We start from the raw sequence: 13,940 nt of genomic DNA on the forward strand, positions 1-13,940 counted from the left end.
ACGCTACAACTCTGATCCATCTAGCGGGAGTTGTCTGCGGCTTGTTTCAAAGTAGGGGCCAAGTGGGGACAACTTAGTCAGGGTTGGCACCAAGTTGGTTGAGTTGGCGGAAGTAATTCTTCCATCCCCAGGAGCCCGAAGGGGGAAACACCGATGCCCGTCCTCGCACTCCTCTCCGCCGTCTTCGTCGTCGGCGTCGAACAGACCCTCCAGTGGAAGTACGGAGCCACCGGCGTCATCGGCCTGCTGCTGCTCACCATCGGCATCAAGGCCAAGAGCCCCACCGTCTCCTCGATCGGGGCCGTCGTCCTCGCCCTTCTGGTCTCGGGGCCCGCCCTATGAGCCATGCGCACCACCGGAACCACGAACGCACAGGTCACACACTGTGGGAGACGATCAGCTCGTGAGCACCAGCTCCGAACTGATCGTCTCCCACAGTGCGTTGAACCACACGTGCGACTGCTCCACGAACGTCGTGTCCCGCAGCCCCGCCCCCTGCTCGAAGGCGAACAGCGTCGACTGGATGCCCGGGGCGTCGTACATCTGCAGCTGCTGGTGGTCGATCTCCACCTCGTGGCGCTTCAGCGTGTAGTAAGCGAAGAGCGCCTCCGTGCCGTTGAGCAGGTACAGCTTCACCGGCGGGGTGAACGGCAGCGCGCGGAAGCTGACCCGCACATCGATACCGTGCGTGGAGCGCAGCGCGAGCAGGTTATGCCGCAGCACCTGCCCCTGGGCGTTGCGCTGGGCCAGCCAGCGCCGGCGCAGCCGTTCGTCGGCGTCGTCGGCCGAGCCGTCCACCGGCGTCGGGAACGCGAGCGGGATGTCCCGGCTGGGCAGCAGGACGCGGACGTCGACCTTGGCCGGTTTCAGCTGTCCGGCGTGGATCTGGCGCAGCGGTTCGCCCATGGCGAGGGTGAGGGAGACCGAGGTCAGGCACAGGGCGTCGATCTCGACGTGCGGAGCCGCGAAGGCGGCCGCGATGCGCGGGGCGAGCGCCACCATGGTGGGCTGCGGAGGTGCTCCCGGGCCGGTCAGCGCTTTGCCCAGGTCGAGGGCGACGGTCGCTGGGGCCCCTTTGGACACGTTGGTCAGCAGGTGCTCCGACTGCAGGATGCGCAGGGCCTGGCGCACGGCCCCGCGCTCGACGCCGAACTCGTCGGCCAGCTTGGCCTGGGTGGGCATGCGCTGGCCGGGCCGCAACTCACCCGAGGCGATCCGGGCGCGCAGCTCGTCGGCCACCTCCCGGTGTGACTTCTGTGGCCGCTGTGACCTGTTCCGTCCAGTGACGGGGGCGTGTTTCGGCTCCACGACAAAACACTACAACTTCCCGCCATCTTTAGGCAGTTCCGCGCATGGTGGTTATGCGCCGCTCCCAAGCGGTCATAACTACAGTCAAGTTGGTCGCCAACTTCAGCGACATGGTCAAACTTTCAGAGGGTTGGCCGCCGAAGCCGAGGTTCCACCGGCCGGGCTCCCTTCCGGAGGGGAGCCGGGAGCCCGATCGGTCAGCACAGCCACAACTTCACACCGACAACCGAACAGCGTGATGGCACAGCCACAACCGAACAACAACCACAACCGCACAGCTCGCTACGGATGAGCCCCCCGTCGTCGGCAGAGAGGAGACCTCAGAAGATGTCCGGGCACCAAGGACGCCTGGACGTACGCAGCAGGGCGTCGGCCACCCGGGCGGCGCCCGCTCGGTCTTCGCGCACCCGTCCCAGCGCGGCGAGCCGCACGGCCGACTCGTCGCCGAGCCACAACCGGGCCAGCTCCGCGACGTCGAGGGTGAGGTCGGCGGCAGCGGCCGTCGGCGCACAACGGGCCCCGTCCGCCGACGCCTCCAGCCGGTACCGCCCCCCGGCCGGTCCGCCCTCGTCCACGATCTCCAGCACGAGCGCCCCCTCGCCCTCGTAGGTCCGGGCCTCCAGGGCCCGTACGACATCGAGGATCCGTACCCACAACCAGTCCGCCAGCGTCGTGATCCGGGCGGCCCGCGGGTCGGGCAGATGGAAGGGCAGCAGGTCGTCGGGGGCCCGCCAGCCGGACTTGACCGTGGTGATCCAGTCGATCGAGCACAGGTAGCGCCACAGCGCGCGCTCGGCGTCCGGCGTCGCCGCGATCAGCCACTTCACGCTCGCCGTGTTCAGCGGCTGCTTGCCGTCCCCCCAGCGGTCGTCCGCCGTGTACGCCACCAGCCCCTGGACCTCACCGCCCGCCGAACGGTATGCGGCGAAGAAGGGCTCGGTCCACGGGTCCCGGTCAAGACGCAGCGCCCCCGTAGCGACCTGCCACCAGCGCGCGTCCCGGTTGATGGCGCCCGGCTGGGCACGGCGGACCCGTTCGTGCAGCTCCGGGCCGATCTTGCGTACGTCCGCCGGGTCCACGATGTCGATACGGCCGCCGTCCCCAGGGCCTGCCCACCTCGGGTCCAGGCCGGTACGCGGAACGTCGATCGTCCACTGGGCGGTCCAGGTGGCGGGGCCGAAGCCGTACCGGCCGTAGATCGGGTACTCGGCGGCGATCAGGGTCGCGACGACGTCGCCGCGGTCCTTCGCGGCGGCCAGGTCGTGGTCCATCATCCGGCCGAGGATGCCGCGGCGGCGGTGTGTGGGGGTGACGGTGACGTTGGAGATGGCGTCGGCGGGGACGGTCCCGCCGCCCACCACGGTGAGCTCCTGCGCGAACGACCGGAACGTCGCGACACACCGGCCGTCGTCGAAGGCGCCCAGAGTACGGGCGGGCACGAGGTACGAACTGCGGTCCGCGATCTCCGTCTCGGCGACGCCGGGGGTGCGCAGGAAACCGGTGTTGAGGGCCCGGGTCCAGTCGGGGATGTCGGCTTCGGTGATCGGACGGACGTCTATGGGGGGTTCGGGGCGGCTCATGGGGCCACGGTAGGTCGGCGGGCGCGGGGTGTCGCCGACATTTCCGCCCGCCCGCCGCGCCCCGCCCGTGTCCCGCGACCCATGTCCCGATCCGGTGCCGCCGTCCACAGCCTGTGGACGGCGGCGGCCACCCGGCGACGCCGGCATGATCCGGACGACGGCCCTAGGTCAGCAGATCGTCGACCTGCGCCTCGCCGTCCCGGTACCGGCGAGTGATCTCCGCGCCGCAGTCGTCCGCCGTCCGCTGCAGCCGCTGGCGGCGCCGCGAGACCTGCTGCTCGTACTGCACGAGCCGGCCCATCGCGGTGCTCAGCTCGACGTCCGTACGCGCCTGGAGGTCCGACAGCTCGACCTCGGCGAGCATCTCCGACGCCAGCCGCCGGTACTCCTCGCTCTGCGGGGTGCCGAGCGTGACATGCCGCGCGGAGGAGCGGTGGCGGGCCGGGGCGTCGGTCAGGATCTCCGACAGGCGCTCCACGACGGACGCCGCGCCCGCCGGGGAGCGCCGGGCCAGTTCGGCCCGCAGGATGTCGATCCGCCCCTGCAGCAGCCGCCGTACGTAGCTGAGGTCCGCCTCGTCCCGCTGGGCGTCCCGGCGCAGGGTGCGCAGCTCGGGCAGGCTGAGCCGGATCAGATCATGCTCGGGTGGGTCCACCGGAAGCCGTGGATCGGCACCCGGTCCCGGATCCTCGGCGGTGCGCTGTGTGGGCGGCCGAAGAACCTCCAGCTGGCCCGCTTGGTCCAACACGACAGCCCCAGGCGGCTGCCCGGTACTCGGTGTGCTCATGTGCCTCTACCGTCCCCTCGACCGGCGCGTGGAAGCATGGTGCCATCCCCAGTGGACGCTATGTGACCGAGTGCCCACGAACAGCCCCAGATGGGGGCTTAAGGATCAAAAAAAGAGGCCCTTACGAGGCACTTTCCCGCACACGGCATGATGGCGGCATGCGAGCTGTGGTGCAGAGAGTGGACGGCGCGAGCGTCGTCGTGGACGGCGAGACGGTCGGGGAGATCACCGGCGAGGGGCTGTGCGTCCTGGTCGGGGTCACGCACGAGGACACCAAGGAGAAGGCGGCCCAACTCGCCCGCAAGCTCTGGTCGATCCGGATGCTGCACGAGGAGAAGTCCTGCAGCGACATCGACGCCCCGCTCCTCGTCATCAGCCAGTTCACCCTCTACGGTGACGCCCGCAAGGGCCGCCGCCCCACCTGGAACGCCGCCGCCCCCGGCGATGTGGCCGAGCCGCTCGTCGACGAGGTCGTCGCGCAACTCCGCGCGCTGGGCGCGACCGTGGCGACGGGCCGGTTCGGCGCCCGGATGCGGGTGGGGCTCACCAACGACGGCCCGTTCACGGTGCTGATCGAGATCTGATCACCTCTGATCACCGGGGAAGAGAACCGCGAACCGCGGTCACGGCGCCGGTCTCAGGGCTCGACCACGACCTCCTGCGCCGCCGCCGTCTCCCCCGCCACCAGCCGAGCGTCCACCGGCACGTTCCGCTTCACCAGCGCGAGGGCGACCGGGCCCAGCTCGTGGTGGCGTACCGACGTGGTGATGAAGCCGATCTTGCGGCCGTCGGGGCCCTCGTCGGCGAGCCGGATCTCGGTGCCGGGGGCCGGCAGATGGACCTCGCTGCCGTCCAGGTGCAGGAAGACCAGCCGACGGGGCGGCTTGCCGAGGTTCTGCACCCGGGCGACCGTCTCCTGGCCGCGGTAGCAGCCCTTCTGCAGATGCACCGCGGTGCCGATCCAGCCCAGCTCGTGCGGGATGGTGCGGTGGTCGGTCTCGAAGCCGAGACGCGGGCGGTGCTGCTCGACCCGCAGCGCCTCGTGCGCCAGGATCCCGGCCGCCGGGCCCGTCTTCGCGGCGTACGACTCCAGCTCCGCGCGGGGGAGGAAGAGATCACGGCCGTACGCCGTCTCGCGCACGACGACGCCCTCGGGCACCTCGGCGATCGACCCCGCGGGCAGGTGCACCACCGCGAACTCGGCCGTGCGGTCGGCGACCTCGACCCGGTAGAAGAACTTCATCGACTCCAGGTACGCGATCAGCGCGTCCTGGGTGCCCGGCTCGACATGGGCCCAGACCGTCGTGCCGTCGTCCACCAGGTACAGCGCGTGCTCGACGTGGCCGTGCGCGGAGAGGATCAGCGCCTCGGTGGCCTCGCCCGCCGGCAGGTCGCTGACGTGCTGGGTGAGCAGCAGGTGCAGCCAGCTCAGCCGGTCCTCGCCCGAGACGGTCACGACGCCGCGGTGCGAGAGGTCGACGAAACCGGTGCCATCGGCGAGGGTGCGCTGCTCACGGAACAGATCGCCGTAGTGGGCGGCGACGCCTTCGTCCACGCCCTCGGCGGGCACGGCACCGGGCAGGGTCAGCAGGGGGCTCTTCATACGACTAAGCCTACGACTCGGTAGTTGAACTCTTCAGCGCACAGTCCTCGCACCGGCCGAAGATCGCGAAGTGCTTCATGTCGGTGTCGAATCCGAAGGTCTGGCGCAGTTTCGCCGTGAACTCGGCGGCCACCGACAGATCGGCCTCGATCACGTTCGAGCAGTCCCGGCAGACGAGGTGGATGTGGTGGTGCCGGTCCGCCAGGTGATACGTCGGCGCGCCGTGCCCGAGGTGGGCATGGCTGACGAGCCCCAGCTCCTCCAGCAGCTCCAGAGTGCGGTAGACGGTGGAAATGTTGACCCCCGACGCCGTCTTCTTCACTTCCGTGAGGATGTCGTCGGGGGTCGCGTGCTCAAGGGTGTCCACGGCTTCGAGCACGAGTTGCCGCTGCGGCGTCAGCCGGTAGCCGCGCTGCCTGAGGTCGCTCTTCCAGTCGGTGCTCACCACACCGGAAAGTCTAGAGCCATTCGAACGGCTGCCTAAGGGGTCCTTTCACTATGAGGACCCGGACGGGCACAGTGAAAGGACCCCTGAGCGGACGCCGGACTACTTGAAGAAGGCGATGCCGTCGTCCGGCAGGTCGTCCGGGAGGGCCTTGGCCCAGCGCTCGACCTCCTCCGGGGTGACGACCTTCTTCAGATGGGCCGACATGTAGGGGCGCAGCTCGACCTCCGGGGTCTGCTTCTCGCCGACCCACATCAGGTCGCTGTTGACGTAGCCGTACAGCCGCTTGCCCCCGGTGTAGGGGCCGGAGGCGGCGGTCCGCGCCACGGCGTCCGTGACCAGGTCGATCTGCGGCTTCTTGTCGGCGAGCTCGCCGTACCAGACCTCGACGACGCCGTCGTCGCGGACCATCGTCACCTCGACCTTGCGCTCGGCGTCGACACGCCAGAAGCCGTGCTCGGACTCCAGCGGCCGCACCTTGTTGCCGTCGTTGTCGAGCACCCAGGTGTGGGACCGGTACTCCAGGAAGTCCCGGCCGTCGTGCGTGAAGGCGACCTCCTGACCGAAGTTGCACTTCTCGGACCCGGGGAAGTCGTGCACGCCCGCGCCCGCCCAGTTGCCGAGCAGGAAGACGAGGGGGACAAGGTCCTTGTGGAGGTCGGACGGGATCTCGATCATGAGCAGCTCAGAAGTCTCGTACGTCGGTGATGGCGGTCAGCGCTGGCCCTGGTACAGCTTCTTCACGGCCAGCCCGGCGAAGGCGAGGACGCCGACGCAGACCAGGACCAGCAGGGCTTCGAAGAAGATCTCCACGGGGTGCTCCTCGATTGAGCGGAGGGATTGCGGTACGTGCACAGGGCCGGGCCCCAGCTTACGCGGCCGGGGCCCGGCCCTCCGTGTGAGGTACGCCCTCGCGGGGTCAGCCGAGCAGCTGGCTCTGCAGGGTCACCGTCTGCTGGAAGGGCACGGCCTTCGCGGTGCCCTTGCGGGACTGGATGACGACGGCGAGGACGTCACCGGCGGACAGGTACGCCTGGCGGACCTGTTCGGCGCCGTACGGCTCGGACTCGGTGAAGGCGAGGCGCGGGTACTCACCCGGCCAGGGCACCTCCGCGAAGGCGTTGTCCATGACCGAGGCGTCGGTGCCGCGCACCTTGTACGCCGGTCCGCTGTACGGGGCGATGTCGGTGACCAGCTCGTCCACCATGGCGGCGGTGTCGAAGTGGAGCAGGTAGACACGGGAGTGCGTGCCGTCCTGGGTGGTCCAGCCGCGGGCGGCGACATGGCGCAGGCCGCTGTCGACGAGCTTTTGCCGCAGCTCCTCGCGCTCGCCCCGCACGGGGTACTCCGCCAGGAAGCCCTTGGTGTCCAGCCAGCCGTCCTCACCCCGCAACGCCGGATCCTCCTCGGCCCCCTCCGGCGCGGGCAGCACCAGGGCGCGCAGGTCGGCGTAGTGGGCCTCGGCCTCGTTCTCCGCGGCGAAGGGCTGCGGGCTGCCGGACGGCAGCGGCGGCTTGCGCAGCGTCGGGAAGTCCCACCGTCCGTCCGACTCGGTCCGCAGCCCCGGCACGTCGGTCCGCTCCATCCCGGCGATCCCGTACGCCGTCCCGGCCCCGACGGCCGCGAAGACGACGACGGCAGCGGTCCACCGCAGCGCGGCGCGCAGGACACGGCGGTCCTTCCTGCCGGGCGCGGGCGGGAGGGGCGGCGCCTGGACGGGGGGCTGAACGGGGACGGGCGGCGCCTGGACGGGGGGCTGAACGGAGACCGAAGGCGCTGAAGGCGCGAGTGAGGCGGGGGCGGCCGGTGCCGTCGGCTCCGGTGCCGCGGCGGGCGCCCGCACCACCGTCGGCTCCGGCGCCGGACCAGCCTGCTCGGTGCTCTGTGACCGGTGCTCGCTCATACCGCCTCCCCCGGCTCGGCGATGCGGTCGAGCTGGGTGCTCAGCAGCATCGCGACTCCCTTGCTGTCGAGTGGCCTGACGCCGTCCGCCGTGGCGGTGACCAGGACGTCACCGACGTAGGCGGAGCAGAACATGCTGTCGATGCCCTCGGTGACCTCCTTGGGCGCCAGGAAGCACTTGGCGTTCTTGTGGCCCTTGACCACGGGGCCCTTGCGGAAGAAGTCCAGGGCGTCGAGGAACCCGCTCTGGAACGTCGCCATGTCCCGCACGGCCGCCCGGTTCTCCATCTGGCTGAGGACGATGCTCACGGAGTAGATGCCGGCGGCGGCGTCCTGGGTGAGCCCGCTGCCGTTCGCGCTGAAGTAGCTCCGCATCACCATGCCCTTGATGCGCAGCCTGTTCGACTGCTTCTCCAGCTGCCGCCGCTGCGAGCGGGGCAGGTCGCGCAGCGACTCCTTGTTCAGGGCCGTCGCCTCGGCCCCGGTGAGCCGCGCGTCCGAGCCGAACCGGCCGTGGTCCGGACCCCGCACCCAGCCGTCGGTGCCGTACGGCACGAGCATCCCGGCCAGCCCCTCGGCGCTCGGCACCTTCTCGTCGGGCCGGTCCGCGGGGAACTTCCACACCGGCGCTCCCGCGTCCCGGTCGGCGTCCCGCACCGTCACGACGGTGTACCCGACCCCGGCGACGACCGCGCCGGCCAGCAGGACGGCCCCGGCGACGGCGCCGATACGGCCCGGGCGCAGCTTCCTGCGCCTCTCGGCGGGCGGCACGGCCGACGGCTCGCCCCCGGAGCCGAGCACGTCGATGGCACCCGTCTCGTTCTCGCTCACAGCCGCTCCATCTGCCGCTCGGCCAGACCCATGATCGTCTTCTTGGTGATCGGCTTCGTGTCGAAGGCGAAGACCTGCATCGCGACGTCACCGCGCCACGCGAACGCCTCCGCCGAGTACAGCGGCACGTAACCGGGCTCGGAGCGGGGTTCGGAGTAGGCGTAGGCCATACCGTCCCCGGTGCCGGGAACGGCCCAGCTGTCGGCGTCCTCGGTCTCCGCCCAGTACTGGTTGTCCTCGGTGATGTCGGCGGCCGCGGTGGACTCCTCCTGCCGGAACTGCACCAGCCGGATCTCCACCGCGAGGTCGCCGGTCTTCCAGCCGACCACCGCCGCGCGCCTGAACTCGTCGCTGACCAGCTCACCGAAGGCGGCGTCCGGCTCTTTGAACGTACGCGCGTGGTCGGCCAGGTCCAGCCAGCCGTCGGCGGCACGCAGCCACTCGGCGCTCTTCGCCCCGCGCGGCTTCTTCAGCAGCAGCTTGCGCAGATCGCCGTCGGTCCGTACGTGCCGGTCCCGCGCGGCCGACAGCGGCTCGGGGGCCGCACCCTCGGCCTGCGTCAGCTCCGGCTGCGACAGCGAGGGCAGCCTGGTGGGCTCCCGGTCCGCCTGGATCAGGTAACCGGCACACGTCCCGGCCACCAGTCCCAGCACCGCGGCACCGGCGATCAGCATCGCCGTACGCCCACGCCGCCGCGCTCGGGGCGGCGGTCCGGAAGCGGCCGGCGCGACCGGTTCCACCGGCGCGTCGACCGCCCCCCGTATCTCTTCGGGTCCTTCCACAACGCCCCCACCCAATATGAAGCCCGTATTCCGTATGCGTGCGCACAGGAGACCTCCGGCCCGCACCCGGGGTTGCAGAGGAGTTGATTACGATTCGGCCATGGCGAAGAAGCTGGTGATCAAGGTGACGGCGGGGGCCGACGCTCCCGAACGCTGCTCGCAGGCCTTCACGGTGGCGGCGGTGGCCGTCGCCAGCGGCGTGGACGTGTCGCTGTGGCTGACCGGCGAGTCCGCCTGGTTCGCGCTGCCCGGCCGGGCCGCCGAGTTCGAGCTCCCGCACGCGGCCCCGCTGCCCGACCTGCTCGACTCGCTCCTGGCCGGTGGCCGCGTCACCCTGTGCACCCAGTGCGCGGCCCGCCGGGACATCACCGAGAAGGACGTCATCGAGGGCGTACGGATCGCCGGGGCGCAGGTCTTCGTGCAGGAGGCCCTGGGGGACGGGGCTCAGGCGCTGGTCTACTAGGCCCAGACGCCGCCGGGCAGACGGGAATGTGACGACAGGGCCCAGGGCCGGTCGTCGCGCCTACGGCTCCAGGACCCGTACCCCGCGCCGGTCCCTCCCCCGCGTCCGCATCCCGACGCTCACCGCGGGCCCTTCCTGCCGTCCAGCTCGTCCCACCACTCGTCGGACTGGGGATCGCCCGAGGGGTCGTCCCACCAGCGGTCCTCGGGGCCGCGGCGGTTGGCGACCATCGCCGCGAGGGGCGGGATGACCATGGCGACCACGCACATGCCCACGGCCACCGGCACCGACCACAGGCGTACGACGCCCCAGGCCAGGACGAAGAGCGTGAGGCACGTCCCCATCATGGCGAAGTAGAGGTGACGCCGGCGCGCGTACATGCCTCCAGGGTAGGTCTGTGCACGCCAAAGGGGCCGCACCTCGGGCGTCCAACCCATGAGGTGCGGCCCCTCGGCCGTCACGTGCGCTCGGCGGTCAGACCGCGATCGCGACCTCCGCCAGGCCGCCCTTCTCGGCGACGACGGTGCGGTCGGCGGTGCCGCCCGGCACCAGAGCGCGCACGGTCCAGGTGCCCTCGGCCGCGTAGAAGCGGAACTGGCCCGTGGCGGAGGTGGGGACCTCCGCGGTGAACTCGCCGGTCGAGTCCAGCAGACGGACGTAGCCCGTCACCGGCTCGCCGTCGCGGGTCACCTGACCCTGGATGGTGGTCTCACCGGGCTTGATCGTCGAGGCGTCGGGGCCGCCGGCCTTCGCTCCACACATGTCTTTCTCCAGAAGGGGTCTGACCGGAAGGAAGGCCGGTCGGGGGTTTTCGGGACGTGTCGCTTACTTGTTGGCGCCGAGCTCGATCGGAACACCGACGAGCGAGCCGTACTCGGTCCAGGAGCCGTCGTAGTTCTTGACGTTCTCCACACCGAGCAGCTCGTGCAGCACGAACCACGTCAGCGCGGAGCGCTCACCGATGCGGCAGTAGGCGATGGTGTCCTTCGCCAGGTCCACCTGCTCCTCGGCGTAGAGCTCCTTGAGCTCGTCGTCCGACTTGAAGGTGCCGTCGTCGTTGGCGTTCTTCGACCACGGGATGTTGCGGGCGGACGGGACGTGGCCCGGACGCTGGGACTGCTCCTGCGGCAGGTGGGCCGGGGCGAGCAGCTTGCCGGAGAACTCGTCGGGGGACCGGACGTCGACCAGGTTCTGCGAACCGATGGCGGCCACGACGTCGTCGCGGAAGGCACGGATCGACGTGTCCTGCGGCTTGGCCTTGTAGTCGGTCTTCGGGCGCTCCGGCACCTCGTCACCGGCGACCAGTTCGCGGGCGTCGAGCTCCCACTTCTTGCGGCCGCCGTCGAGGAGCTTGACGTTCTCGTGGCCGTAGAGCTTGAAGTACCAGTAGGCGTAGGACGCGAACCAGTTGTTGTTGCCGCCGTACAGGATCACCAGCGTGTCGTTGGCGATGCCCTTCTCCGACAGCAGCTTCTCGAAGCCTGCCTGGTCGACGAAGTCACGGCGGACCGGGTCCTGCAGGTCCTTGGTCCAGTCGATGCGGATCGCGTTCTTGATGTGGTTCTTCTCGTAGGCGGACGTGTCCTCGTCCACCTCCACGATCGCGATGTTCTCGTCGTCGAGGTGCTCCTGCAGCCAGTCGGCGTCTACCAGGACGTCGCTGCGGCTCATGCTCTTTCTCCTCCGGGGCAGTTACGGCGGGGCGTGCGTGTAGGCGGGGTGCGGTTCGCACCGGCGATCGGGCCGGGGTGCGCGCACGGGTGCCCTGGGCAGGGCGGCTGGGATGCGGGCGCCGGGCTACGCCGGACGCGTCCGCTCAGAAGGTGCGACAGAGCATGGCGGCAACGCGGCACAGGTCTACTGCCCGCCGCTTCGTGAGATCCGCCTGTCGCTTCATGACCTCGATCGTAGGGACGGACAGGCGAGCATGTCACCGGCGTGTCGCATGCTGAGACAGGATCGTCCGCCATACGGGAAAGGATCACCGTCGGGGCCGTCCGCGCCTGGCCCGTCGGCCGGTGCATCGGCGGTCACATCTACGGTGCGGACTACGCCGTCTCGCCAGTCGGACATCGGTGTCCGGACGCCACGCGACTGCCCCTTTTCGTCCCGTCCGGTACTACCCGGCGAGGCGGACGTTCGAACCCTTCACCGTGATCTCGACGCCGTTCTTCGCGGCCCGGACCTGGTCGAGCTCGATGCCACCCGGAAGGCCGTCGATCTTCTGCTCGAAGTCGGTGATCGCGCGGGTCCGGGACTCGGCGAGGTCCGCACCCGCGAACTTCGGCAGGTTGTCGGCGTTCACCTTCACCGTGTCGCCCTGGGCGGTGACCGAGCTGAGGACGAAGACCGGGTTCGGCAGCTTCTTGCCGAGGACCGTGGCCTCGACGGCGACCTTGATCTTGCCGTTGCCGCCGTCGGAGAGGCCGATGACGTTCGCGGTGACGCCGGGGGCGACCTGGGTGGGCTCGGACTTGGCGGCCTTCAGCAGCTCGGCGTAGGTCACGGACGCGCTGCCGGTGGCGGTGGCGGCGGTGGCGGAGCTGTAGTCGCCGGAGAACTCGACGCCCTTCATGTTCGCCGTGAGGTCGTCGATCCGGATCGTCCTGCCCTCGGCGCCGGCGCTCGCCTCGTAGTCCTTGATGCCGACCTCGACGTCGTCCAGCGTGCCGCTCGCGACCTGGGTCAGGAAGGGGAAGCCCTTGATGGACACCTCGGGGGTGGCGGTGAGGTTCTCGCTGGCCTGGAGCTTGCCGGCCGCTTCGTCCTCGGCGAATCCGACGGCGAGCCGGTCGGCCAGCACGAAGAGGCCGCCGAGTATCACGACGAGGATCAGCAGTATCCGAAGGGCGCGCATGTTGTGGTGTTCCCCCCACCTCGACGGTCATCAAGGACGTGGTCGCCGACGACCGGACGGCCGTCAAGCGCGAGGGTAACCCTGGGGCAAGGGGGGACCACCGGATTGTCGATCACCTGTGACAGGGACGACCGTAACGAGCCAGCACCCGGCTCAGACCAACGCCCGCCCGAGCAGGTACACCGCGGGCGCCGCACACGCCAGCGGCAGGGCGACTCCGGCCGTGAAGTGGACGAAACGGGACGGGTAGTCGTAGCTCGCCACCCGGTGCCCGATCAGGGCGCACACCGCGGCTCCCGCGCCGAGCAGCGCCCCGCTCGCCCCCACGCCCGTCATCGCGCCTCCGGCGACCCCGGCTCCGGCCGCCGCGAGCAACGCGACCACCACGGAGGCCGGCGTCGGCAGCGGCAGTGCCCGCGCCAGGACCGAGACCGCCACCGCGAACGCGCCCACGATCGCCGCGTCCGCCTCCGCCGCGAGGTACCCGGCCGCGACGATGGACAGCGCCGCCGAGGCGACCGTCGCCATCAGGCCGTACATCCGCTCGTCCGGGTCGGCGTGCGAGCGCAGTTGCAGCACCAGGGCGAGCAGCACCCAGACGCCCAGCGTGCCGAGGATCGCCGCCGGCGCGCGGTCCGCCGCCAGCAGCGCCACGTCCGCCGTCAGCGCGCCCGCGAAGGCCAGCGCGATGCCCTGCCGGGCGGGCCACATGCCGTTCAGCCGGAACCAGCCCGCCGCCGTCACCGCCTGCAGGACCACGAGGGGAACGAGCAGGGCGTACGAGCCGACCGCTGCCGCCGACGCGAGCAGCACTCCGAGCAGTGCCGTGAGCGCGGCCGGCTGCATCCCCGGCTCGATGATCGGGGACCGGCCCTCCAGCCGGGCCCGCTGGGCGTCGGTGACGCGGGGGTTGCCGGCGAGGGTCGCCGGGCCGTATCCGGACCCGTCGCCCGGCTCCGCTTCCGGCTCCGGCCCGGGGGCCTGCGGCTGGACGTGGGCCGGCTGGGCCTGGGGCTGAACCTGCGGCTGCGGCTGCGCCTGGTGGCCCTGGGGCCGGCCTTGCGGCTGCGGCTGGTGGCCGTGCGGATGAGCCGGGCCGTCCCAGCCCGCTGCCTGATATCCGGGAGCCTGGCCGGTGTGCCCCGCGTCCCCGTACCCGTACACCCCCGCCCCCTGGGAGGGCAGATACGACGTCTCCGCAGCCGCGGCCGGTGTGACCGGCGGCTGCACCTGGGTCTCCCAGGTCTGCCCCTGCCACTGCTGCGTGTGCTGCTGGGCGGCCTGCGGATCGTCGTACGCCTGCTGCCCGGGCCACCCCTGCGGCGCGGGCTGCTGATACGGGTCGTACCCGTCGTACCCCTGATACGGCTGGTCGGACATCG

At 70.7% G+C, this 13,940-nt stretch carries 18 protein-coding genes; 3 read left to right on the top strand and 15 right to left on the bottom strand.

All coding sequences use genetic code 11. The annotated features are described in order from the left end of the window. Positions 1-153 precede the first annotated feature (153 nt). Complete coding sequence (locus ACWCPI_RS37020; protein ID WP_369170343.1) at positions 154-342, top strand: hypothetical protein; 189 nt, start codon at positions 154-156, stop codon at positions 340-342. Positions 343-396: 54 nt separating this feature from the next. Here ACWCPI_RS37020 and ACWCPI_RS37025 read toward each other — a convergent pair whose 3' ends face one another. From ACWCPI_RS37025 to ACWCPI_RS37035, 3 genes are all read right to left on the bottom strand, one after another. Beyond that, positions 397-1,239 carry a winged helix-turn-helix domain-containing protein gene (locus ACWCPI_RS37025; RefSeq protein ID WP_451042354.1) on the bottom strand — a complete coding sequence of 281 codons (843 nt, stop codon included), beginning with the start codon at positions 1,237-1,239 and terminating at the stop codon, positions 397-399. A gap of 389 nt (positions 1,240-1,628) precedes the next feature. Beyond that, a complete protein-coding gene (locus ACWCPI_RS37030) occupies positions 1,629-2,888 on the bottom strand; it encodes a GNAT family N-acetyltransferase (protein WP_451042355.1) in 1,260 nt (419 codons plus the stop codon). Positions 2,889-3,051: 163 nt separating this feature from the next. Further along, the gene (locus ACWCPI_RS37035; protein WP_451042356.1) at positions 3,052-3,675 is read right to left on the bottom strand and encodes an RsiG family protein; all 624 of its coding nucleotides are present in this window, start codon (positions 3,673-3,675) and stop codon (positions 3,052-3,054) included. A gap of 158 nt (positions 3,676-3,833) precedes the next feature. On the opposite strand from ACWCPI_RS37035, the gene dtd reads away from it, so the two are divergent. Beyond that, positions 3,834-4,259: a D-aminoacyl-tRNA deacylase gene (gene dtd, locus ACWCPI_RS37040; RefSeq protein WP_451042357.1), complete on the top strand. Its 426-nt coding sequence runs from the start codon at positions 3,834-3,836 to the stop codon at positions 4,257-4,259. 53 nt (positions 4,260-4,312) lie between these two features. Here the strand turns inward: dtd and ygfZ are convergent, their stop codons facing one another. The 6 genes from ygfZ to ACWCPI_RS37070 form a co-directional block, all read right to left on the bottom strand. Continuing rightward, positions 4,313-5,278, bottom strand: coding sequence for a CAF17-like 4Fe-4S cluster assembly/insertion protein YgfZ (ygfZ, locus tag ACWCPI_RS37045; protein ID WP_451042358.1), 966 nt, complete (start codon positions 5,276-5,278; stop codon positions 4,313-4,315). A gap of 10 nt (positions 5,279-5,288) precedes the next feature. After that, positions 5,289-5,726, bottom strand: coding sequence for a Fur family transcriptional regulator (locus tag ACWCPI_RS37050; protein ID WP_019754951.1), 438 nt, complete (start codon positions 5,724-5,726; stop codon positions 5,289-5,291). A gap of 99 nt (positions 5,727-5,825) precedes the next feature. After that, entirely contained in the window at positions 5,826-6,401 is a 576-nt protein-coding gene (locus tag ACWCPI_RS37055; protein ID WP_019754952.1) for an FABP family protein, read from the bottom strand. A gap of 241 nt (positions 6,402-6,642) precedes the next feature. Next, entirely contained in the window at positions 6,643-7,626 is a 984-nt protein-coding gene (locus ACWCPI_RS37060) for a hypothetical protein (RefSeq protein ID WP_451042359.1), read from the bottom strand. Beyond that, the gene (locus ACWCPI_RS37065; protein ID WP_451042360.1) at positions 7,623-8,456 is read right to left on the bottom strand and encodes a hypothetical protein; all 834 of its coding nucleotides are present in this window, start codon (positions 8,454-8,456) and stop codon (positions 7,623-7,625) included. The genes ACWCPI_RS37060 and ACWCPI_RS37065 overlap by 4 nt, the downstream gene beginning before the upstream one ends. Then, positions 8,453-9,238, bottom strand: a complete 786-nt coding sequence (locus ACWCPI_RS37070) for a hypothetical protein (RefSeq protein ID WP_451042361.1) — start codon at positions 9,236-9,238, stop codon at positions 8,453-8,455. Before ACWCPI_RS37070 ends, ACWCPI_RS37065 begins: the two co-directional genes overlap by 4 nt. Before the next feature lie 100 nt (positions 9,239-9,338). Between ACWCPI_RS37070 and ACWCPI_RS37075 the strand changes: the two genes are divergently transcribed. Further along, positions 9,339-9,701 carry a DsrE family protein gene (locus ACWCPI_RS37075; RefSeq protein ID WP_451042362.1) on the top strand — a complete coding sequence of 121 codons (363 nt, stop codon included), beginning with the start codon at positions 9,339-9,341 and terminating at the stop codon, positions 9,699-9,701. 119 nt (positions 9,702-9,820) lie between these two features. Here ACWCPI_RS37075 and ACWCPI_RS37080 read toward each other — a convergent pair whose 3' ends face one another. The 6 genes from ACWCPI_RS37080 to ACWCPI_RS37105 form a co-directional block, all read right to left on the bottom strand. Beyond that, entirely contained in the window at positions 9,821-10,081 is a 261-nt protein-coding gene (locus ACWCPI_RS37080) for a DUF3099 domain-containing protein (protein WP_451042363.1), read from the bottom strand. 94 nt (positions 10,082-10,175) lie between these two features. Further along, positions 10,176-10,463 carry a DUF1416 domain-containing protein gene (locus ACWCPI_RS37085; RefSeq protein ID WP_019755963.1) on the bottom strand — a complete coding sequence of 96 codons (288 nt, stop codon included), beginning with the start codon at positions 10,461-10,463 and terminating at the stop codon, positions 10,176-10,178. 63 nt (positions 10,464-10,526) lie between these two features. Continuing rightward, complete coding sequence (locus tag ACWCPI_RS37090; RefSeq protein WP_019755962.1) at positions 10,527-11,372, bottom strand: sulfurtransferase; 846 nt, start codon at positions 11,370-11,372, stop codon at positions 10,527-10,529. Positions 11,373-11,517: 145 nt separating this feature from the next. Beyond that, positions 11,518-11,598 (bottom strand): putative leader peptide, encoded by an 81-nt coding sequence (locus ACWCPI_RS37095; protein ID WP_350310325.1) that lies wholly within the window; start codon positions 11,596-11,598, stop codon positions 11,518-11,520. A gap of 222 nt (positions 11,599-11,820) precedes the next feature. Continuing rightward, a complete protein-coding gene (locus tag ACWCPI_RS37100; protein WP_451042364.1) occupies positions 11,821-12,558 on the bottom strand; it encodes an LmeA family phospholipid-binding protein in 738 nt (245 codons plus the stop codon). 153 nt (positions 12,559-12,711) lie between these two features. Then, positions 12,712-13,938: a hypothetical protein gene (locus ACWCPI_RS37105; protein ID WP_451042365.1), complete on the bottom strand. Its 1,227-nt coding sequence runs from the start codon at positions 13,936-13,938 to the stop codon at positions 12,712-12,714. Positions 13,939-13,940: the final 2 nt, after the last annotated feature.

The sequence above is a fragment of the Streptomyces sp. NPDC001920 genome (genome assembly GCF_053594495.1).

Bases quoted from the DNA above. Each gene is read 5' to 3' on its own strand.
- ACWCPI_RS37020 (WP_369170343.1), top strand. From the start codon at position 154: ATGCCCGTCCTCGCACTCCTCTCCGCCGTCTTCGTCGTCGGCGTCGAA.
- ACWCPI_RS37030 (WP_451042355.1), bottom strand. From the start codon at position 2,888: ATGAGCCGCCCCGAACCCCCCATAGACGTCCGTCCGATCACCGAAGCC.
- ACWCPI_RS37075 (WP_451042362.1), top strand. From the start codon at position 9,339: ATGGCGAAGAAGCTGGTGATCAAGGTGACGGCGGGGGCCGACGCTCCC.
- ACWCPI_RS37055 (WP_019754952.1), bottom strand. From the start codon at position 6,401: ATGATCGAGATCCCGTCCGACCTCCACAAGGACCTTGTCCCCCTCGTC.
- ygfZ (WP_451042358.1), bottom strand. From the start codon at position 5,278: ATGAAGAGCCCCCTGCTGACCCTGCCCGGTGCCGTGCCCGCCGAGGGC.
- ACWCPI_RS37100 (WP_451042364.1), bottom strand. From the start codon at position 12,558: ATGCGCGCCCTTCGGATACTGCTGATCCTCGTCGTGATACTCGGCGGC.
- ACWCPI_RS37105 (WP_451042365.1), bottom strand. From the start codon at position 13,938: ATGTCCGACCAGCCGTATCAGGGGTACGACGGGTACGACCCGTATCAG.
- ACWCPI_RS37095 (WP_350310325.1), bottom strand. From the start codon at position 11,598: ATGAAGCGACAGGCGGATCTCACGAAGCGGCGGGCAGTAGACCTGTGC.
- ACWCPI_RS37090 (WP_019755962.1), bottom strand. From the start codon at position 11,372: ATGAGCCGCAGCGACGTCCTGGTAGACGCCGACTGGCTGCAGGAGCAC.
- ACWCPI_RS37035 (WP_451042356.1), bottom strand. From the start codon at position 3,675: ATGAGCACACCGAGTACCGGGCAGCCGCCTGGGGCTGTCGTGTTGGAC.
- ACWCPI_RS37060 (WP_451042359.1), bottom strand. From the start codon at position 7,626: ATGAGCGAGCACCGGTCACAGAGCACCGAGCAGGCTGGTCCGGCGCCG.
- ACWCPI_RS37080 (WP_451042363.1), bottom strand. From the start codon at position 10,081: ATGTACGCGCGCCGGCGTCACCTCTACTTCGCCATGATGGGGACGTGC.
- ACWCPI_RS37085 (WP_019755963.1), bottom strand. From the start codon at position 10,463: ATGTGTGGAGCGAAGGCCGGCGGCCCCGACGCCTCGACGATCAAGCCC.
- dtd (WP_451042357.1), top strand. From the start codon at position 3,834: ATGCGAGCTGTGGTGCAGAGAGTGGACGGCGCGAGCGTCGTCGTGGAC.